The following is a 20,322-nucleotide window of genomic DNA, read 5'->3' as shown; positions in this document are numbered from 1 at the left end:
ATACGATGTTCAATCAGTCTTTGTCAGCCGACGTGTCGGCGTGCACGACCGTTGCGGTAGATCTTGCAAAAAAGGTCTTTCAGGTCGCCGGGGAGGATGCTCTCGGCCAGGTAAAATTCGAGGATCGAATCAAGTCCCGCGAGGCCTTCCAGGTATTTCTGCACAAGCTTCCCGAGAGTGTGACGGTCTTGGTGGAAACCGGGCCAGGCGCTCAGGCGTGGGCGCGGTTACTGCAAATACAGGGCAATCCGGTCCGCATCCTGCCGGCCCAGCTTGTTGCCAAACATCGCTGTGGCCCGAAAAATGATCACAACGATGCGTTCGCTATCCTACGTGCAGGCCGCGATAGCACGATTTCAGCCGTTCCGGTCAAGAGCCCGGCGGCGCTCGCGATGCAGGCACTGCACCGAGCTCGACAGGGATATATACGGCGACGCACGGCGGTGGGCAATCAGATGCGCGGTTTGCTGCTGGAACATGGCGTGGCTCTGGCGCAGGGCGAAATGGCGATCAGCCAGCTCGTGCCTCGGATATTGGAAGATGTTACCCAGCCATTGCCCGATCTACTGCGCGAGCTGATCGCCGAACTGCTGGGTGAATGGAGTCAACTGGGTGAACGCGTCAACGTACTGACCGGCCGACTGGAAACGGCGGCGAAAGAGAGTGAGATAGCGAGGCGGCTGATGACTGTGCGCGGTGTTGGTCCAATCATCGCCACGGCGCTGCTGGCCAAGCAGACCGAGCCTGAACGCTTCGCCAACGCCCGGCAGTTTGCCGCGTACTTCGGGTTGGTGCCCAACCAGCACAGCAGCGGCGATAAAATCCGACTGGGCAAGATGTGCAAACATGGCGATGCCTACTTGCGCAGTCTGACGATCCAAGGAGCCCATGCTGTTTTAAGGCAGATACGATCTGACTCACAGCAGCCGGACGACCAACGTCTACAGCGTTGGATCTCCCGCCTGGGGCGCAAGGAGGCGGCAGTGCGATTGGCCAACCGCAACCTGCGCATTCTCTGGGTACTACTACAAAACGATCAGACTTATCATCGCCGGCCGGGAAATGGCCCCGAGGTGGCGATGAGTCACTGATCAATAGCGTTCTGCCACCGGGGCGTTAAGCCGCTCCAACCCATGCTAAAAAACATTGACCCCAGGTCAGACCGTCGCGGATTGATGCCTGGGCTCCTACCGGCCCTTGAGGCCTCACTGTAATCGGCATACCGCGCGCTTATCCAATGTTGGCCAGAAGCCGTTCAAGGCTTCCTCGAACAGGCCTGATACATAGATGCAACCGGGCAGCAGTGTTTAGAAGCAGGTTGAAAGTGGGGGCGAGTCCATACATAGGAGCCAGCCTGCTGGCGATGGACTCAAGCGCGCCGCGTTCATCCAGTTCGCACGCGTAATCGTTAACGATCATCGCTGGCAAGCCAGCTCCTACCAGGGGCCATGCCCATGCTGGAAATGAAGCGACCTCCAAAACAGTGAAAGCTCCAAGCATAAAAAAACCCGGCGGGTGAGGCCGGGTTTCGTCGAGTCCTGCGGTAAAGCCCTGCATTCAGACCGCGCGGCTTTCGATCAGACGATCCGAACCGCCTTCGGCAACGCGGTTTTCGATCAGGCGATCCGAACCGCCTTCAGCGACGCGGTTTTCGATCAGACGATCGGAACCACCTTCAGCGACGCGGTTTTCGATCAGACGATCCGAACCACCTTCGGCGACGCGGTTTTCGATCAGGCGATCGGAACCACCTTCAGCCACACGATTTTCGATCAGGCGATCGGAACCACCTTCGGCAACGCGGTTTTCGATCAGACGATCGGAACCACCTTCGGCGACGCGGTTTTCGATCAGGCGATCCGAACCACCTTCGGCCACACGATTCTCGATCAAGCGATCGGAACCACCTTCAGCCACACGGCTTTCAATCAGACGATCCGAGCCGCCTTCAGCGACCACAGGTTGAGCAGAAGTTGCGGCGAAAGCGTTAACTGCGAAAACCGAGAAAGCGATGCTGAGGAGGGTTTGGCGTTTCATGATGGTGTGCTCCGGGGTGCTTATGGGTTGGTATGGAGCAGATGTTACGCCGGGGATTTTTTAAGAGAACTTCATTGAGGTGATGGTGAACATCGATGGCAGTGATAAGTCCTGCGCCATACCTCTTGTGAGCTTGATGGTGCGATCGTCGGATGGTCGCTGCGTGGCAGGTGGCGGCTTCTACACTGGAAGCTGGCGCGTTCCTCTGCCGGGACGGATGATGAGGCACTGCAGAGATCGCGGTGTGTAAGGAGACGATTATGTACCAGCTCTACGGCCATCAGAACTCCGGGGCCGCGGCCATCGAAGCCGCCCTTGAACTCTGTGATGTTCCCTATCGCTTCATCGATGTCGAGGCATCCGCGGAGGCGGCCCATGCGCTGGAGAAACTCAATCCGCTCAAACAGATTCCGACCCTGCAACTCCCCGATGGCGCTGTCCTGACCGAGAGCGTGGCGATCCTGATTCACCTCGGGCTGAGCTTTCCCGCGTCGCGGTTGTTGCCCCAGGACCCGGCCGAGCGGGACCAGGCCATTCGCGCCATGGCGTACATCGTCAGCAATTGCTATGTGGCCATCGGCATCATCGATTACCCCGAACGCTGGCTGGCCGGGGCGGATGAGTCGTCCAGGCAGAACCTCATGGAGGGAACCCGCCGGCGCCTGCACTGGAGTTGGGAGGTGTTTGCCGACCAGTTTTCGGGCGAGCTGTATCTGGGCAGCGAGAAGCCGGGGGCCCTGGATGTGCTGACGGCGGTGATCTCGCGATGGGCGGGCAGTCGGGAACATCTGCGCACGACGCGGCCCGGGTTTTTCGCCTGGCTGGAACGCATCGACCGCCACCCGGCTTTGGCACCGGTGTTCGCCCGGCATTGGCCGGCTTGAGCACACAGAGAACCAAATGTGGGAGCGGGCTTGCTCGCGAAGGCGTAGTGTCAGACAGCATTAATGTTGACTGACCCACCGCTTTCGCGAGCAAGCCCGCTCCCACAGGGGATCTTCGGTGTGTCGACTATTCCCCGCGAATGTACTGCTCAAGCTGGCGAATCAACTCCGCCTGTTCGGCAATCGCTTCCTTGACCAGGTCACCGATCGACAGCAGGCCGATCAATTTGCCGCCTTCGACCACTGGCAAGTGACGCAGGCGTTTATCGGACATGATGCCCAGGCAGGTATCCACGGTTTGATGGGTGTCGACGGTAATCACAGGTGACACCATGATGTCGCGCACGGGCGTGCCCACCGAAGAACGGCCGTGCAGCACCAGTTTACGCGCATAGTCCCGTTCGCTGATGATGCCCAGCACTTCATCATTCTCCACCACCAGCAAGGCGCCGACGTTTTTCTCGGCCATCTTCATCAGCGCTTCGAGCACCATGTGATCGGGTTTGATCTGGTGCACTTCCTGATTCTTCTGATCTTTGAGCTTGAGCAGTTGGGCGACGGTTTTCATGGTGGTTACTCGGGTGTTGTCGTTGTCCTTGAAGAATCGTAGACGCAAGCGCTCAGGGCAAGGGCGAAAGCGGCAGATAACACGCAAAAAACGTCATTCGGCGATTTTTCTTCGGTAAACCCCCTCATTTCCGGCCAGCAGCTGACCTGTGGGAGCGGGCTTGCTCGCGAAAACGGACTGTCAGCCAGCAAAGATGTTGAATGTGCTGGCCCCTTCGCGAGCAAGCCCGCTCCCACAGGTTCTGTGTCTGCCTGTTAGGCCTGCGGCAAACGGGCTATCGCGACAGATGACGGGTAGAATCCCCCTCTGAATCAACGTTGAGGTTTGCAGTGGTGGATCTACAGCAGGGCTTCGTCCTGACCCGGCATTGGCGCGACACCCCGGCCGGTACGGAAGTCGAGTTCTGGCTGGCGACCGACAGCGGTCCCCGGCGCATCCGCCTGCCTTGCCAGCCCTCGGTGGCGTTCATACCTGCTGCGCAGCGTCTGCAGGCCGAAAGCGTCTTGCATGACGAGAAGAACGTCGAGCTCAAGCCCCTGAGCCTGCAGGATTTCGACCATCGTCCGGTCCTCGGACTCTACTGCCGGCAACATGGCCAGTTGATGCGCCTGGAAACCGCGTTGCGCAGGGCCGGCGTCGAAGTGTTCGAAGCCGATGTGCGCCCGCCGGAACGCTACATGATGGAACGCTTCATCACCGCGCCGGTGCGCTTCAGTGGCACGCCGAATGCCGAGGGTCTGCTGCTCGACGCACAGATGAAGCCCGATCCCGGTTACCGGCCGAGCCTCAAACTGGTGTCCCTGGACATCGAGACCACGGCCCAGGGCGAGCTGTATTCCATTGCCCTGGAAGGCTGCGGCGAGCGTCAGGTGTACATGCTCGGCGCGCCCAATGGTGACGATAGCCTGGTGGATTTCCAGCTCGAGTACTGCGATTCGCGGACCCTGCTGCTGAAAAAACTCAACGACTGGTTTGCCCGGTTCGACCCTGACGCGATCATCGGCTGGAACGTCGTGCAGTTCGACTTGCGCGTGCTTCACGAACACGCCCGGCGCCTCGCGGTGCCGTTGAAACTGGGGCGTGGCGGCGAAGAAATGCAGTGGCGCGAACATGGCAGCGGCAACCATTACTTCGCTTCAGCCGCTGGCCGCCTGATCATCGACGGTATCGAGGCCCTGCGTTCGGCGACCTGGAGTTTCCCCTCGTTCAGCCTGGAGAACGTCGCGCAAACCCTGCTCGGCGAGGGCAAGTCCATCGACAACCCGTACCAGCGCATGGACGAAATCAATCGCATGTTCGCCGAGGACAAACCGGCGCTGGCCAAATACAACCTCAAGGATTGCGAACTGGTCACGCGGATTTTCGCCAAGACCGAGTTACTCACCTTCCTGCTGGAGCGGGCCAGCGTCACGGGACTACCGGCCGATCGCATGGGCGGTTCGGTGGCGGCGTTCACCCACCTGTACATGCCGCTGATGCACCGCCAGGGTTTCGTCGCGCCGAATCTCGGTGGCAAGCCACCTGAAGCCAGCCCGGGCGGTTTCGTCATGGATTCGCAACCGGGACTGTACGAATCGGTGCTGGTGCTCGACTACAAGAGCCTCTATCCGTCGATCATCCGCACCTTCCTGATTGACCCCGTGGGGCTGATAGAAGGGCTCAGGCACCCGGACGATAGCGAGTCGGTGCCGGGCTTTCGCGGCGCACGCTTTTCTCGCACCCGGCATTGCCTGCCCTCCATCGTCGCCCGGGTCGCCGAAGGCCGGGAAACCGCCAAGCGTGAACACAACGCACCGCTGTCCCAGGCGCTGAAAATCATCATGAACGCGTTCTATGGGGTGCTCGGCTCCAGCGGTTGTCGCTTCTTCGATACGCGCCTGGCGTCGTCCATCACCTTGCGCGGGCACGAGATCATGCTGCGCACCCGCCAGTTGATCGAGGCCCAGGGGCATGCGGTGATCTACGGCGACACCGATTCGACGTTCGTCTGGCTGCGTCGCGCCCACGGCCAGCAGGAGGCGGCGCAAATCGGCCAGGCGCTGGTGGCGCACGTCAATCAGTGGTGGCGCGAGCATGTGCAGCAGGAATACGGCCTGCAAAGCGTTCTCGAGTTGCAGTTCGAAACCCACTACAAGCGCTTTTTGATGCCGACCATTCGCGGTGCCGAAGAAGGCAGCAAAAAGCGCTACGCCGGACTGGTGACCCGCGCCGATGGCAGCGACGAAATGGTCTACAAAGGCCTGGAAACCGTGCGCACCGACTGGTCGCCGCTGGCCCGGCAATTCCAGCAAGAGCTGTATTCGCGGATCTTCCTGCGCAAGCCCTATCAGGATTACGTGCGTGACTACGTGCGCAAGACCCTGGCCGGCGAGTTCGATGACCGGCTGGTTTATCGCAAACGCCTGCGCCGCACCCTCGATGATTACCAGCGTAACGTCCCGCCCCACGTGCGTGCGGCGCGTCTGGCCGATGAGTACAACGACAGCCAGGGTCGCCCGCGGCAATACCAGAACGGCGGCTGGATCAGCTACGTGATCACCGTTGCCGGCCCCGAACCGCTGGAAGTGCGCAGTGCGCCCATCGATTACGACCACTACATCACCCGGCAACTGCAACCGGTGGCGGACGCGATACTGCCGTTTGTCGACGACGACTTCTCAACCCTGATTGGGGGGCAGCTGGGCCTGTTTTGAGTCCATCAGCGACAAGGTCCAGTCATCCAGGATGCCGTGGAAGTATTGGTTCAAGGCTTGCTGGAAAAGGCTGTCGGCGGCATCGACCTGGGCGAACAGGGTCATCGAGGAATGAAATTTCAGGTCGTCGGGATGACCGAAAATCCCGGCCACCGAGCGCTCCCGGATGTTCAACACTTCCTGGGTGCAGGTGCGCAGGCGGGCGCCGAGCAGCGGATGCTCGAGGTAGGCCAGGGCCTCCTCCCGCGAACGAATGGCAAAGCGGCGCGACATCTCGCTGCCGCCGAGCCCGGCAAACTGCGGAAAAATGAACCACATCCAGTGACTGCGCTTGTGTCCGTTGTTCAGCTCGTCTTGAACCCGGTCGAATACCGGGTCCTGAGCCTGGAGAAAGCGTTGCAGATTGAACGGGTCCAGGTGGTCGGTGCTTCTCATGGCGAAGCTCTCAGACAGACTGCGTTGGCTCAGACCATGGCCAGCCGCTGTTTGCGTTGTGGCGCATGAAACGCGTGGTCCAGCGCCTCCAGATCCCCGGGTTCAAGTTGCAGCGTGGCAGCTTGGGCATTGAGTCGCACATGCTCGGGCCGGACCGCTTTGGGGATGGCGATCATGCCGTCCTGGCGCATTATCCATGCCAGCGCCACCTGTGCCGGTGTGACGCCGTGCCGGGCGGCCACCTGCTTGAGCGTGGCATTGGCGAGCATTTCTCCACCCTGGCCGATCGGGCAGTAAGCCATGACCGGCAGCCGCTGCTGTTGGCTCCAGGGTAACAAATCAAATTCTATGCCGCGTTGCTCCAGATTGTAGAGCACCTGATTGGTGGCGCAGGCCGGGGCATCCAGTTCCAGCAGGTCGTTGAGGTCGAAATTGGACACGCCCCAGCGACCGATCTTGCCGGCTTCGCGCAGGCGCTCGAAGGCGTCGACGGTTTCCTCCAGCGGATACTGGCCGCGCCAATGCAGCAGATACAGATCAATGTAATCGGTGCCGAGCCTGCGCAGGCTGCGCTCGCATGCCTGGGGAATACCCTGGCGGCTGGCGTTGTGCGGGTACACCTTGCTGACCACAAAGACGCTGTCGCGCTGTCCGGCGATGGCATCGCGGACCACTTCCTCGGCGCCGCCTTCGGCGTACATTTCAGCGGTGTCGATCAGGGTCATGCCCAGTTCGATGCCCAGGCGCAGTGCCGCGACTTCTTCCCTGTGCCGAGAGCGGTCCTCGCCCATCTGCCAGGTGCCCTGGCCAATGACGGGCACCTGGGCGCCAGCCAATTGAAGCGTGCGCATGCAAACCTCCTGTGTGTATACGGTGTTGTAGGAGCTGCCGCAGGCTGCGATCTTTTGATTTTAATTGTTCAAGATCAAAAGATCGCAGCCTGCGGCAGCTCCTACAGGGAGTGTGGACCGTTCTCATGATGTTCTGATCCGTTTTTTCTATGAACATTCCCCTGCCGGTGATCGATTGGTGCCGCCCGATACTGCACTTTTTCGAAATGCCCGGCTCTATCCATGGCAGCCTGCGGCGATCCCCACCGTCGGCCCATGTCCAAGTTCAAGAACCCATGGCTCGAGTTTCACCCGCGAACAGCTCAAGAATCCGCCGTCATTGCCTGCTGCTGGCAGGTCTGTCGATGTTCTTCGTCACCGGTTGCAGCCAGCAGCAGGGCGGCGACATCATCACCCAGATGCGCGAAGGCAAACCCCAGGAGTTCCTGCAGACCAGTGTCGACCGCATGGCCACCCTGACCATGCGCGACAACCTCGACAGCCTTTACCTGCTCATGGGCAAGCTCTACCTGCGCAACCCCGATGAGCTGAAAAAGTCCGGTTTCCTCGATGCCCGTACGGCCGGCAAGCAAGTGCGCATAGCCATTGAACAGCAGCAGCCCTTACCGACCCTGGGCGGCAAAAAGGACCTGGCGGCCCTGCGTTTTGCCATGAGCCCGGAATTTCTCGGCGATCGGGTCGGAGCGTTCATCTATGCCATCGGCAGCATGCTGGTGACCGCCCATGGCAATCGCACCGAGTTCTACATGACCGATACGATCAACCCGGTATTCGTCAGCAATGCCGCACGCAACATCGAGATTGCCACCTGGATCCTCAGCCAGCGACAAGACAAGGAAGGCCAACCCCTGCTGTTTTCCAACGAAATCTCGGAGGAGGGCAGCAACCTGAGCTTTGCCGTCGAGTTCGGCAAGATCGTCGCCCGGCTGGATTTGCTGACCCAGATGCTCGACGAACGCTACCGGCGCATCGGCCTGAATTATGCCCAGAGCCTGCTGTTCCTGAATTTCCTGCCGGTGCAATGAGCACGACACGGAACCCTGTGGGAGCGAGCTTGCTCGCGATGACTGAGTGTCAGTCGCCATTGATGCCAACTGATACACCGCTATCGCGAGCAAGCTCGCTCCCACAGGGTTGCATGATGGTTCCGGAATAAAGATAGATCGCATCGATATAACTGGTTATAAGAAATATCGCTATGCTGCGGGCCGGATTTCCCCTGCGATCTTTGTGGACGTATCAATGGATTTAGTGAACATCGGGTTGGTCGTGGCCGGGTTGGTGGTTGGCTTTATTGTCGGCATGACTGGCGTCGGTGGCGGGTCGCTCATGACCCCGATCCTGCTGTGGTTCGGCATCAATCCGGCAACGGCGGTCGGTACCGATTTGCTCTACGCGGCGATCACCAAGTCCAGCGGTGTACTGGTTCACCGAAAGAACAACAACATCGACTGGGCGATTACCGGTTGGCTGACCCTTGGCAGCGTGCCGGCGGTGGCACTGACGTTGTGGTTCCTGAGCAGCCTGCACTCCAGCCCCGATGCGATGAACGCGATCATCAAGCAGGCCCTCGGCTTTGTGTTGTTCGCCACGGCGCTGGCGATTCTGTTCAAGAAACGTCTGCTGGATTTCGCCCACAAACGTGCTGGCGGCCACTACAACCCCAGCGGGAAGCGCCTCAATGTCCTGACAGTCATCACAGGCCTGGTCCTCGGCACCATGGTCGCGCTGACGTCCATCGGCGCCGGTGCACTGGGCACCGTGGCCCTGTTCATTCTCTATCCGATGCTGCCGACCCGTCGCCTGGTAGGCACTGAAATCGCCCACGCCGTGCCGCTGACCCTGGTCGCCGGCCTCGGCCATGCGAGCATGGGCAACATGGACTGGCAGGTCCTGGGTTACTTGCTGGTGGGTTCGTTGCCGGGGATTTACCTGGGCAGCCACCTGACCGGGCGCATCTCCGACGAGCTGCTGCGCCCTTGCCTGGCGACCATGCTGTTGCTGATCGGCTACAAGCTGGCGTTCTGATTCAATTCGTTACGCCAGCCTCCTTCGCGGGTGCAATGCTCAGTCGGTGCCTGTCCGGGCACCCCTTGCGACCCGCTTGATCCTTGATCTGCCTTGAACTTTGTAAGTCCTGAGATGACCCCGAGCTGTTGCGCAATGACCGCCCTGACCTAAGCTTGGGACAAGGCGAAAAATTTGCGGCACGTCACCCGGAACGATCGCCGCGATGCGCAATCATTAGAGCGTGGATATCAAAAAGGAGATGCGCATGCTCATCAGGTCACTGACCATGGCTATCTTGCTGGCGATTGCCGGCACCTCGTTCGCCGCCGATGGCGACTCACCACTGGACATGGACAAGGGCAGGGCCCGGCCACTGATTGTCATCGCTCCAAGCACCGTGGATCCGACCTGGGTCAGCCTGAAAAAGTCGCTGGATGAGCCGGCCAATCGCAAGGGTTTCACCGACCGCAACATGGTGCTCTACACCGTGCTCAACCTGATGGGCCAGCGCGAGGGCAAAGACATCGGGCCACAGGACACGGCGGCGCTGATCCGCTCGCTCAAGCTGGGTGCTGGCGCCAAGACCAAGGTGATTCTGGTCGGCAAGGACGGCGAAAAGAAACTGGAACAATCGGACGCCATCAAGCTGGAAGAGATTTTCAGCGCAGTCGATCAATTGCCGGCGGCCGAGAAAGAATTTACCGCGACAGTGGCGGCTCCCGTCGCTGAAGCCGAGCCGGCGGCCAAAGGTGCCAAGCCCGGGAAAAACAGCAAACCGGCCAAGCCCGCCAAGCCGCCGGAAATGCCGGATGATTGATCCGACCTTGGTGGTAAGCAATTAACCTGTGGGAGCGAGCTTGCTCGCGATGGGGACCTGACATTCAACATTTATATTGACTGTTACGACGCCATCGCGAGCAAGCTCGCTCCCACAGGTTTCGTGTGTTAACTGATCAGTATTAACCTCCAGAGGTCGTCTTTACTCTGGGAACGCGAACCAGGCTTATCGGGCAAGGGCACTCAGAATCTGATGCGCAATCCTGACCCGCTGCGCATTCGGGAAGTTTTTGTTGGCCAGCATCACAATGCCGATCTCCTTCGATGGCACGTACGCCACGTAAGCACCAAAGCCACCGGTTGAACCTGTCTTGTTGATCAACACGTTCTGTGGCTGTGCTTGCGGCGGATTCAGCCACTGGACTTTGTGCGCCTGCATGGCCATCGGCGTGGAGTTGCCGTCCAGCAAGCGATCCAGTGTGATCGGGTAGCGATACATCTCCCAGCCCAGGCCTTGGGTCATGTCGCCAACGCTGTAGTAGGCGCTATGGGTCAAGGCGATGGCTTGCTGCAACGGCTTTTCCAGAGGCGCCGGCTTCATGTTGGCGTCGACGTAGGCCAGCAAGTCTGCGGCGCTGGTTTTCACCCCGTACGCCTCGGAATCCAACGCCCCCGGAGTGACCCGCACTGGCTTGCCGTCCTTGTTGTAACCCTGGGCGTACAGCGCCATCTGGTCCTGCGGTACATGCACATAGGTGTGCTTGAGGCCCAGTTTCGGCAGCAGGGTTTTCTCCATCAGCTCATCGAACGGCTGACCCATGCTGTGGGCGGCGAGGTAGCCGAACAGGCCAAGGCTGGGGTTCGAATACAGTCGGTGGCTGCCGGGGGTGTAGAGCGGTTTCCATTGTTTGTAGTAGCCGAGCATTTTTTCGGCCGAATCAGATTCAGCAGGAAATTGCAGCGGCAGGCCGCCGGCGCTGTAGGTGCCCAGTTGCAGCACGCTGATGTTGTCGAAAGCGCTGCCGCGCAAGGCCGGCAGGACCTGGCTGGCCTTGTCCGACAGTGACAGTTTGCCCGTGGCCTGGGCGTAGGCGGCGAGGGTGGCGGTGAAGGTTTTGCTGACCGAGCCGATTTCGAACAGGGTGTCCTTTGTGACGGGGCTGCCGGTTTCCTTCGAGGCGACGCCATAGTTGAAGTAGTGCGCTTGGCCGTTGACGGTGACCGCCACGGCCATGCCGTGGATACCTTCGGCCTGCATCACCGGTTGTACGGCGGCGTTCACCAGCGTCTCGATTTGATCCTGTGCCACGCACTGGCCTGCGGCAAATATCGCCATGCCGGCGGCGATGGTTTTCAGCCTGTCCATGTGGGTTTCATCCGTCGTTGATTAAGTTGCGCGCCATTTTAGGGGGTTAAGCGCCAGGCTCCGAGCGCTTTTTAAACCGGCCGCCAACAGGCGGCCACGCGCAACCCTTGAATCAACTCACTTGGCGATTCAACCCACTTGGCGTTTCAACCCACTTGGCGTTTCAACGCACCAGGCACGGCCGCTTGTTGTCGAACGTCCAGCCCGGAATCAAAAACTGCATGGCCACGCTGTCATCCCGCGCCCCCAGGCCCATGCCTTTGTACAGTTCATGGGCTTTGGCGACCTGATCCATGTCCAGTTCCACCCCCAACCCCGGTTTCTGCGGCACCTGCACGCAGCCGTCGACGATTTGCAGCGGGGCCTTGGTCAGGCGCTGGCCGTCCTGCCAGATCCAGTGGGTGTCGATGGCGGTGATCTCGCCCGGCGCGGCTGCCGCGACATGGGTGAACATCGCCAGGGAAATGTCGAAGTGGTTGTTGGAGTGCGAACCCCAGGTGAGGCCCCATTCGTGGCACATCTGCGCCACGCGCACCGAACCCTGCATGGTCCAGAAGTGCGGATCGGCCAGGGGAATATCGACCGACTGCAACTGGATCGCGTGGCCCATCTCCCGCCAGTCGGTGGCGATCATGTTGGTTGCGGTTTTCAGCCCCGTGGCCCGGCGGAATTCAGCCATGACTTCGCGTCCCGAGTAACCGTTTTCCGCCCCGCACGGGTCTTCGGCGTAGGCCAGCACGCGGTGCTGATCGCGGCACAGGCGGATGGCTTCTTCCAACGACCAGGCCCCGTTCGGGTCGAGGGTGATGCGCGCATCGGGGAAGCGTTCGGCGAGGGCCGTGACCGCTTCGATTTCGGCGTCGCCGCTGAGCACGCCGCCCTTGAGCTTGAAGTCCTTGAAGCCATAACGCGCGTGCGCCGCCTCGGCCAGGCGGACCACCGCCTCGGCGGTCATGGCTTTTTCGTGACGTACGCGGAACCAGTCGTTGTCGGCGTCTGGCTCGCTGCGGTAGGCGAGGTCTGTTTCGTTGCGATCACCTACATAAAACAGATAGCCAAGCATCTTCACTTCATCGCGCTGCTGGCCTTCGCCAAGCAGGGCGGCGACCGGCACGTCCAGGTGCTGGCCGAGCAGATCGAGCAGCGCGGCTTCCAGGCCGGTGACGGCGTGAATGGTGATGCGCAGGTCGAAGGTCTGCAATCCGCGACCGCCGGCATCGCGGTCGGCGAAGGTCTGGCGTACCTGGTTGAGAATCTTCTGGTAAGTGCCGATCGGGCTGCCGACCACCAGGCTGCGTGCGTCTTCCAGGGTCTGGCGAATGCGCTCGCCACCCGGCACTTCGCCGACGCCGGTGTGGCCGGCGTTGTCCTTGAGGATCACGATATTGCGGGTGAAAAACGGGCCGTGGGCGCCGCTGAGATTGAGCAGCATGCCGTCGTGGCCGGCCACCGGAACAACCTGCATGCTGGTGATGATCGGGGCTTTGGCGGTGTCGTGTGCGGTCATGTTGTTATCCTTTTAAACCAATGATTCAGGCGTGGTGGGGCGCTGGTTTGCCCGGTGCGGTGACGGGGGCGACCTTGGGTTTGTTGCGTGCGGCAAAGACGATGATCGCGGCGATGATCGAGGTCGCGGCCAAGCCGTAGAGTCCGCCCTGGATGGAGCCGGTGCGTTCCTCCAGCAGGCCGAACGTGGTCGGCGCGACGAAACCGCCGAGGTTGCCCACCGAGTTGATCAGCGCGATGACACCGGCGGCGATGCGTGCGTCCAGATAAGCCTGGGGAATCGGCCAGAACAGCGACGAGGCCGATTTGAAACCCAGCGCCGCAAAACAGATCGCGACGAAGGCGAAGACCGGCCCGCCGGTGGTGGACATGAACATCCCGGCAGCGGCGATCAGCAGGGCCGCGGCGACCCAGGCTTGCTGATGCTTCCAGTTGGCCGACAACGAGGCGAAGGCATACATGCCGACAATCGACAGCAGCCACGGAATCGAGTTGAACATTCCGACCTGGAAGTCGCTGAGGTCGCCCATCTTCTTGATGATGCTCGGCAGCCAGAAAGTCGCGGCGTAGATGGTCAGCTGGATAAAGAAGTAGATCACGCAGAACAGGATGATCTGGCGATCCTTGAGCAATTTGCCCAGTGACGGCTTGATCGGTGTGGCGGCTTCGCGGGCCAGTTGCTCGTCGTCGATGGCCTTGACCAGCGCGTCCTGCTCGTCGCGGCTCAGCCATTTGGCATCGTGGGGTTTGGAGTCGAGCCAGAACCAGACAAAAACACACAGACCCACCGAGAACATGCCTTCGATGAAGTACATCCATTGCCAGCCATGCATGCCGAGTCCGCTGATTTGCAGCAGCAAGCCGGACAGTGGGCCGGAGATCAGTGAGGCAATCGCCGAGCCACTGAGGAAGATGGCAATCGCCTTGCCACGCTCCACGCCAGGCAACCAGCGGGTGAAGTAGTAGATCACCCCGGGAAAGAACCCGGCCTCGGCCACGCCCAGCAGAAATCGCAGGATGTAGAAGTGGGTTTCGTTCTGGATGAACGCCATGCCCGCGGCGACCAGGCCCCAGGTCAGCATGATGCGAGTCAGCCAGATGCGGGCGCCGACTTTTTGCAGAAGGATATTGGAGGGCACTTCGAACAGTGCATAGCCGATGAAGAACAGGCCGGCACCCAGACCGTAGGCGGCCGCGCCAATGCCCAGGTCGTGTTCCATGTGGGCGCGGACGAAACCGATGTTCACTCGATCAATGTAATTGACGATGAACATGATGACGAACAGCGGCAAGACGTGACGTTTGACTTTGGCGATGGCGGACTTCAGCGCTGAATTGGCGTCGTCGTGCATCCCGGAGACGGATGTATTCACTGCGTTTTCTCCCACTCGTTATTTTTATGCTGGGTGAAGCTGAGTGCTGCGTTGTTGATAGACATCATACAACTAGGTTTTTTGATCTTGCAACCGCCTTTGTCCAATGAAATGGCGCTGTATTAGAGATTTTTTATTCTGGTGATGGTGGCGGGTGGCCTTTAAAACGAATCGATATGGGCTGGTTGTTGAGTGTTGTCATACAAGTTGAGCGAGGTTTTTCAGGATTCCCGCCCGGCGCGGTGCTACGATTCGATAGCCCTGATTTCCGGACACCCTCATGCAAGAAGACCTCGAAGCACCCGCCCGCAAGCGCAGCCACAACCTGGCCCATGACCTGGTGGAGAAACTGACCCAGCGCATCCTGCTCGGCCAGATATTGCCCGGCGACAAGCTGCCGTCGGAAAACACCATCGTTCAGGAACACGGGGTCAGTCGCACGGTGGTGCGCGAGGCGATCTCGAAGTTGCAGGCCTCGGGGCTGGTGGAAACCCGGCATGGCATTGGCACGTTCGTGATCGAGCGCGCACCGGAGCAGGGGCTGCGGCTGAATGTCGATACGGCGTTGGGGGTACGCAGCATTCTGGAGTTGCGCATGGGCCTGGAAACCCAGGCGGCGGCGCTGGCGGCAACTCGCCGCACCGATCTGCAACTGGCGCAGATGCGTGAAGCGCTGGACGATTATCAAAGCCTGCTGGCCAACAACGACAGCTGTGTCGAAGCGGACCGGCGTTTTCATCTGCTGATCGCCGAAGCCACCGGCAACGTCTGCTTTACCGAAATCATGCAGCACCTGGGCAGCGCCATGATCCCGCGCACCCGGGTCAATGCCGCCGAGCGGGGGGCCGTGGACTTGAGCAAGCTCGGCGAGCTGGCCAATCTTGAGCACGAGGCGATCCTCAATGCCATCAAGCGCCAGGACCCGGACGCGGCGCGGGCGGCGATGTGGTTGCACCTGACCAACAGTCGTGACCGGTTTTCGGCTAGCTGATAGTCAGTGACACCGCGTTATCGTTCTTCGCGGGCAAGCCACGCTCCCACAGGGCAAAACTGTGGGGGCGAGCTTGCTCGCGATAGCGCCAGACCTGACAGCGAAAAACCTGAATCAGACCCTGACAGCCTGAACAACCACAGCCCGCCGCTCCAGATTCAACGCCAGCACACTCGCCAACACCACCAGCCCACCCACCACGATCATCAACGTCGGCCGTTCGCCGAGCGCATAAGACGCCATCACCATCGCCGTCGGCGGCGTCAGATACAGCGTCATGGTCGCCCGGCTCAAATCGACATGCGCCAGCACATAGGCCCAGGCCAGGTACGCCAGGGCACTGGGGAATATCCCCAAGGCAATCACCGCCCACTGCACGCGCATCGGCGCCAGGGCGACTTGATCCACAAGGCCGGGCAGAAAAATCAGCAACAGCACCGTACCGGACCACACCGTGTAGCACACCAGCGTCAGCCCGTCGTAACGTCCGGTGTGATGTTTTTGCAGGGCAAAGTAGAGGCTCCAGGACACCGCCGCCAGCAGGATCAGCAAGCCATGGGCGTCAATGCTGCCCAGGCCATTATCGCCCGCCACCACTATTACCACGCCAAACAACCCGAGCAGCACACAACCCCAGCGCCACAGGCTCACCTGATCCTTGAACACGAAGCGTGCGATCAATGTGCTGAACAGTGGCGTGGTCTGGGCCAGGACGCTCGAAGCGCCTGCGCTGACTCCCTGCTGCCCGAAGTTGATCGCCACGTGATGCAGGCTCACGGCAAAGAAACCCAGGCCGAACATCAGCGGTAAGTCTCGCAGGCTGGGCAGGCGGATGCCCTTGAACATCGCGACCACGGCCATGAACACGGAGGCCAGCAGGAAGCGCAGCAGGGCCAGGTGCACGGGGTCGTAGGCCTGCAAGCCGATATGAATGCCGGTCGGGGAGTATCCCCAGCACGCCACGACAAATGCCATGGCCAGAATGATTTTCCAGGGTGAAACGGGGGAGGGTGTGAGCGGCGTCATGGTCGTGCACCTGTGGGCTGATGCACGGAGTATCAGAAAGCCTATCGTTCGCCACAACTGACTTATACTGTGCCAACCGTTCACTATGGGTGATGTATGGAGCTGGCACAGATTCGCATGTTCAAGACCGTGGCCGAGGTCGGCAGCATTGCCCGCGCAGCGCAATTGCTGCATTGCGTGCCGTCCAACATCACGGCACGGATCAAGGCCCTCGAGGCTGAGCTGGGTGTCGCGCTGTTCCTGCGCGAAGGCCGAGGGCTGCGCATCAGCCCGTCGGGGCAGACTTTCCTGGCCTACGCGTCGAAAATTCTCGCCCTGACCGTCGAGGCCAAGCGGGCGGTCGACCCTTCGGCCGATCCTTCAGGGCCGTTGCGCATCGGCGCCATCGAGTCGTCGGCCACCGGGCGTTTGCCGCGCCTGCTGGCGAAATTCCACAAGCGTTTCCCGCAGGTGGCGCTGGAACTGACCACCGGCGCCTGGGGGCAACTGCTCGATGACACGCTCAATCACAAGCTCGACGGCGCTATCGTCGCGGTCGACGTCGAGCGTTCGCATCTCAAGCGCACGCCGATGTACCGCGAAGAGTTGCTGCTGATCGCCTCGACATCCCTGGGGCCGTTGCGCGACATCAGCGACTTGCAGGACCAGACCGTGTTCATGTGGCCCCAGGGCTGTCCGTACCGGGCGGCGCTGGAGCATTGGTTGTTGCGACAGGGGCAGGCACTGCCGATTGTCAGCCTGGCCAGTTATGGCGCGATTGTCGGTTGCGTCAGTGCCGGGGCCGGCGTGGCGCTGGTACCCAAGGGGATCTTCGACCAATACGCCAAAGGTGCGGGGTGCGCGGGGTTTGAGTTCCCTGAGCTGACCGCCGTCGACAACCTGTTTTACTGGCACGAAAACGCCGGGGTGCACCCGGCGCGTGAGGCGTTCGTGGCGATGCTCCGCGAGGAATTTGCCTGACGCAGTACCTGTGGGAGCGGGCTTGCTCGCGAAGGCGGTGTGTCAGGCAACATTGACTTTGAATGTGCCGTCCCCTTCGCGAGCAAGCCCGCTCCCACAGGGATTACGGCATGTTGAAATCTCGCATCAGCAGGCCAAAACTCAAATCCACCGCATCCGGTATCGGCAAATACACCGTATGCCCATCCCCCGGTGCAACGTCGATCGCTTCACCCTTGGCGTTCTGCAGCTGATGCAGATCGAAGTGGAAGTTGCCCTTGGGCGTCATCAGCTCCATGTGGTCGCCCACGCCGAAACGGTTTTTCACCTTGACCTCGGCCAGGCGATCCCGGCGCTGTCCGGTCAGCTCACCGACAAACTGTTGCCGTTCCGACACCGAGCTGCCGTTCTGGTAGTTCTGGTATTCGTCATGCACATGCCGGCGCAGAAAGCCTTCGGTGTAGCCGCGCTGGGCGAGGGATTCCAGGTCGGTCATCAGGCCGCGGTCGAAGGCCCGGCCCGCCACTGCGTCGTCGATGGCCCGGCGATAAACCTGGGTGGTGCGCGCACAATAAAAGTGCGATTTGGTCCGGCCTTCGATTTTCAGCGAGTGCACGCCCATCTGCGTCAGGCGTTCGACGTGCTGCACGGCGCGCAGATCCTTGGCGTTCATGATGTACGTGCCGTGTTCGTCTTCGAAGGCAGGCATCTGTTCGCCGGGACGATTGGCTTCCTGCAACAGGAACACCTGATCGGTGGGCGCGCCGATGCCCAGGGTCGGTTCGGGGTCGAATGTCTGCACGATTTCGCCCAGCTGGTTTTCCGTGGCCGGCTGCGCCGAATATTTCCAGCGACAGGCATTGGTGCAACTGCCCTGATTGGCGTCGCGCCTGTTCATGTACCCCGACAGCAGGCAGCGCCCGGAATAGGCCATGCACAACGCGCCATGCACGAACACTTCCAGTTCCATGGCCGGCACTTGCCCGCGGATCTCGGCGATCTCTTCCAGCGACAGCTCCCGCGACAGGATGATCCGGCTCAAGCCTTGCTGCTGCCAGAACTCGACACTTGCCCAGTTCACGGTATTGGCCTGCACCGAAAGGTGGACCGGCATCTGCGGGTAGTGCCGGCGCACCAGCATGATCAGGCCGGGGTCGGACATGATCAGCGCATCGGGGGCCATGGCGATCACCGGTTCAAGGTCCTTGAGGAAGGTCTTGAGCTTGGCGTTGTGCGGTGCGATGTTCACCACCACGTAGAAGCGCTTGCCCTGCGCCTGGGCCTCGCGAATGCCGAGGGCGAGGTTGGCGTGGTCGAATTCGTTGTTGCGCACCCGCAGGCTGTAGCGCGGCTGGCCGGCGTACACGGCATCGGCGCCATAGGCGAAGGCATAACGCATGTTTTTCAGGGTGCCGGCGGGGGCGAGCAGTTCTGGCGCGGTGAGGTTCATGGTGGTGTCGTCGCAAAAGCCGCGCAGGGTAAACGCTCGGCACGGAGCGTTTATTGACCTGGATCTATGTCTGATCAACAAAGAGATGGCACTCGCGCGAGCCGTAGCGGACTAAACATCAGGGCGCGAGTTTTTCGTCCCGGCGGGCATGGATCGAATATGAACGAAGAAACCCTGAAAGACAGATCGCTGACCATCCTTCTGGCCCTGGTGAGCGTCGCCTTCATCTGGATCCTGCTGCCGTTCTACGGCGCTGTGTTCTGGGCGGTAATCCTCGGCATCCTCTTCGCTCCGCTGCAACGGCGGCTGCAGTTGAGGTTCGGCTGGGAGCGCAACCTCACGTCACTGCTCACGCTGAGCATCTGCCTGTTGATCGCGATCCTGCCAGTGATAGTCCTCAGCAGCCTCCTGGTCCAGGAGGGGGTTGCGCTCTACAAGAACATCGAGAGCGGCGAACTGGACATCGCCGGGTACGTGACGCAGTTCAAGCACATCCTGCCGCCGTATTTCCAGCATCTGCTGGATCGCTTCGGCATGGGTGAGCTGAACGGGCTGCGAGAGAAAATCGTCAAGAGTGCGATGACCGGCGGGCAGGAACTGGCCGCCAAGGCCTTCATTTTTGGCCAGGGCACGTTCGAGTTCATCGTCAGTTTCTTCATCATGCTGTACCTGCTGTTCTTCTTCCTGCGCGACGGCGCGGAACTGGCACGCAAGGTGCGTGCGGCGGTGCCGTTGGAGGAACAGCAGAAACGTCGTTTGCAGCTCAAGTTCAATCGCGTGGTACGGGCCACGGTGAAGGGCAACCTGCTGGTGGCGATCACACAAGGCGCGCTGGGTGGCCTGATTTTCTGGTTCCTGGACATTCCCAGCGTAGTGCTCTGGGCGGTGTTGATGGCGTTTCTGTCGCTGTTGCCGGCGGTGGGGGCGGGGATTGTCTGGGTACCGGTGGCGGCGTTTTTCCTGCTCACCGGGGCCATCTGGCAGGGCGTGGTGCTGGGATTGTTCGGGATCTTCGTGATCGGCCTGGTGGATAACGTGCTTCGACCGATTCTGGTGGGCAAGGACACCCGGATGCCGGATTACATGATCCTGATCTCGACCCTCGGCGGCCTGGCGATTTTCGGGCTGAACGGCTTTGTCATCGGCCCGTTGATCGCGGCCCTGTTCATGTCCAGCTGGGACATTTTCATTGAAACCAAACCGCGGGTGCAGCTGCCTTAGGCGCTGAGCCTGCCGGACTGGCCGGAGCCGATGCGTTGCGACAGTTCACGGGCGGCGGGCAACGAAGTGAGCGGGCCGCTGATCTGCACACCGTCCTGCACCAGATACCAGCAGGCGAGCATGCCCAGCTCTCTGAGCTGTGCGGGGACGGCGCTGCCGATAACGGACATGATCTGAACCTGGGACATGACAAGT

Annotated in this window: 19 protein-coding genes; 9 read left to right on the top strand and 10 right to left on the bottom strand. The window is 60.8% G+C overall.

Annotation, left to right across the window (positions count from 1 at the left end):
* The first annotated feature begins 32 nt into the window (after window positions 1–32).
* On the top strand, window positions 33–1,091 hold the full coding sequence (locus KSS91_RS19470; RefSeq protein WP_217838401.1) for an IS110 family RNA-guided transposase: 1,059 nt from the start codon (window positions 33–35) through the stop codon (window positions 1,089–1,091).
* 466 nt (window positions 1,092–1,557) lie between these two features.
* Here KSS91_RS19470 and KSS91_RS19465 read toward each other — a convergent pair whose 3' ends face one another.
* On the bottom strand, window positions 1,558–2,037 hold the full coding sequence (locus KSS91_RS19465) for a phage infection protein (protein ID WP_217835822.1): 480 nt from the start codon (window positions 2,035–2,037) through the stop codon (window positions 1,558–1,560).
* Between the two features lie 260 nt (window positions 2,038–2,297).
* Here KSS91_RS19465 and KSS91_RS19460 point away from each other — a divergent pair, with 260 nt between their 5' ends.
* Window positions 2,298–2,921: a glutathione S-transferase gene (locus KSS91_RS19460; protein WP_217835821.1), complete on the top strand. Its 624-nt coding sequence runs from the start codon at window positions 2,298–2,300 to the stop codon at window positions 2,919–2,921.
* A gap of 127 nt (window positions 2,922–3,048) precedes the next feature.
* Here the strand turns inward: KSS91_RS19460 and KSS91_RS19455 are convergent, their stop codons facing one another.
* Entirely contained in the window at window positions 3,049–3,489 is a 441-nt protein-coding gene (locus KSS91_RS19455) for a CBS domain-containing protein (RefSeq protein ID WP_015094223.1), read from the bottom strand.
* Between the two features lie 332 nt (window positions 3,490–3,821).
* On the opposite strand from KSS91_RS19455, the gene KSS91_RS19450 reads away from it, so the two are divergent.
* Complete coding sequence (locus tag KSS91_RS19450) at window positions 3,822–6,182, top strand: DNA polymerase II (protein ID WP_217835820.1); 2,361 nt, start codon at window positions 3,822–3,824, stop codon at window positions 6,180–6,182.
* Here the strand turns inward: KSS91_RS19450 and KSS91_RS19445 are convergent.
* Both KSS91_RS19445 and KSS91_RS19440 read right to left on the bottom strand, forming a co-directional pair.
* On the bottom strand, window positions 6,147–6,617 hold the full coding sequence (locus tag KSS91_RS19445) for a DUF1810 domain-containing protein (RefSeq protein ID WP_116581565.1): 471 nt from the start codon (window positions 6,615–6,617) through the stop codon (window positions 6,147–6,149). The two genes, KSS91_RS19450 and KSS91_RS19445, sit on opposite strands and share 36 nt — an antisense overlap.
* A 29-nt stretch (window positions 6,618–6,646) precedes the next feature.
* Entirely contained in the window at window positions 6,647–7,468 is an 822-nt protein-coding gene (locus KSS91_RS19440) for an aldo/keto reductase (protein WP_217835819.1), read from the bottom strand.
* 275 nt (window positions 7,469–7,743) lie between these two features.
* Here KSS91_RS19440 and KSS91_RS19435 point away from each other — a divergent pair, with 275 nt between their 5' ends.
* The 3 genes from KSS91_RS19435 to KSS91_RS19425 all read left to right on the top strand — a co-directional run bounded on the left by KSS91_RS19435 (window position 7,744) and on the right by KSS91_RS19425 (window position 10,295).
* The gene (locus KSS91_RS19435; protein WP_217835818.1) at window positions 7,744–8,493 is read left to right on the top strand and encodes a hypothetical protein; all 750 of its coding nucleotides are present in this window, start codon (window positions 7,744–7,746) and stop codon (window positions 8,491–8,493) included.
* Between the two features lie 217 nt (window positions 8,494–8,710).
* On the top strand, window positions 8,711–9,496 hold the full coding sequence (locus KSS91_RS19430; RefSeq protein ID WP_015094228.1) for a sulfite exporter TauE/SafE family protein: 786 nt from the start codon (window positions 8,711–8,713) through the stop codon (window positions 9,494–9,496).
* A 247-nt stretch (window positions 9,497–9,743) separates the two neighbouring features.
* Window positions 9,744–10,295 carry a DUF4174 domain-containing protein gene (locus tag KSS91_RS19425; RefSeq protein ID WP_217835817.1) on the top strand — a complete coding sequence of 184 codons (552 nt, stop codon included), beginning with the start codon at window positions 9,744–9,746 and terminating at the stop codon, window positions 10,293–10,295.
* A 186-nt stretch (window positions 10,296–10,481) separates the two neighbouring features.
* Here the strand turns inward: KSS91_RS19425 and ampC are convergent, their stop codons facing one another.
* The 3 genes from ampC to KSS91_RS19410 all read right to left on the bottom strand — a co-directional run bounded on the left by ampC (window position 10,482) and on the right by KSS91_RS19410 (window position 14,500).
* Window positions 10,482–11,591, bottom strand: a complete 1,110-nt coding sequence (gene ampC / locus KSS91_RS19420) for a class C beta-lactamase (protein ID WP_437179761.1) — start codon at window positions 11,589–11,591, stop codon at window positions 10,482–10,484.
* 193 nt (window positions 11,592–11,784) lie between these two features.
* Window positions 11,785–13,128 (bottom strand): glucarate dehydratase, encoded by a 1,344-nt coding sequence (gudD, locus tag KSS91_RS19415; protein WP_217835815.1) that lies wholly within the window; start codon window positions 13,126–13,128, stop codon window positions 11,785–11,787.
* A 25-nt stretch (window positions 13,129–13,153) separates the two neighbouring features.
* Window positions 13,154–14,500, bottom strand: coding sequence for an MFS transporter (locus KSS91_RS19410; protein WP_217835814.1), 1,347 nt, complete (start codon window positions 14,498–14,500; stop codon window positions 13,154–13,156).
* A 280-nt stretch (window positions 14,501–14,780) separates the two neighbouring features.
* Between KSS91_RS19410 and KSS91_RS19405 the strand changes: the two genes are divergently transcribed.
* Window positions 14,781–15,491, top strand: coding sequence for a FadR/GntR family transcriptional regulator (locus tag KSS91_RS19405; protein WP_015094233.1), 711 nt, complete (start codon window positions 14,781–14,783; stop codon window positions 15,489–15,491).
* A 114-nt stretch (window positions 15,492–15,605) separates the two neighbouring features.
* On the opposite strand, the gene KSS91_RS19400 is transcribed toward KSS91_RS19405, so the two are convergent.
* Entirely contained in the window at window positions 15,606–16,517 is a 912-nt protein-coding gene (locus KSS91_RS19400; RefSeq protein ID WP_217835813.1) for a DMT family transporter, read from the bottom strand.
* Window positions 16,518–16,613: 96 nt separating this feature from the next.
* Between KSS91_RS19400 and KSS91_RS19395 the strand changes: the two genes are divergently transcribed.
* The gene (locus tag KSS91_RS19395) at window positions 16,614–17,477 is read left to right on the top strand and encodes a LysR substrate-binding domain-containing protein (RefSeq protein ID WP_217835812.1); all 864 of its coding nucleotides are present in this window, start codon (window positions 16,614–16,616) and stop codon (window positions 17,475–17,477) included.
* A 103-nt stretch (window positions 17,478–17,580) separates the two neighbouring features.
* On the opposite strand, the gene trhP is transcribed toward KSS91_RS19395, so the two are convergent.
* Entirely contained in the window at window positions 17,581–18,906 is a 1,326-nt protein-coding gene (trhP, locus tag KSS91_RS19390) for a prephenate-dependent tRNA uridine(34) hydroxylase TrhP (protein ID WP_217835811.1), read from the bottom strand.
* Between the two features lie 159 nt (window positions 18,907–19,065).
* Here trhP and KSS91_RS19385 point away from each other — a divergent pair, with 159 nt between their 5' ends.
* Window positions 19,066–20,127, top strand: coding sequence for an AI-2E family transporter (locus tag KSS91_RS19385; protein ID WP_217835810.1), 1,062 nt, complete (start codon window positions 19,066–19,068; stop codon window positions 20,125–20,127).
* Here the strand turns inward: KSS91_RS19385 and KSS91_RS19380 are convergent.
* Window positions 20,124–20,315, bottom strand: a complete 192-nt coding sequence (locus tag KSS91_RS19380; protein WP_102674556.1) for a hypothetical protein — start codon at window positions 20,313–20,315, stop codon at window positions 20,124–20,126. The genes KSS91_RS19385 and KSS91_RS19380 overlap by 4 nt on opposite strands.
* Between the last annotated feature and the right edge of the window lie 7 nt (window positions 20,316–20,322).

This window comes from Pseudomonas azerbaijanorientalis, assembly GCF_019139795.1.
Classification (GTDB): domain Bacteria; phylum Pseudomonadota; class Gammaproteobacteria; order Pseudomonadales; family Pseudomonadaceae; genus Aquipseudomonas; species Aquipseudomonas laurylsulfatiphila.
The sequence above is the reverse complement of the archived record's forward strand: the minus strand, read 5'-3'. Positions and strand labels throughout refer to the sequence as shown.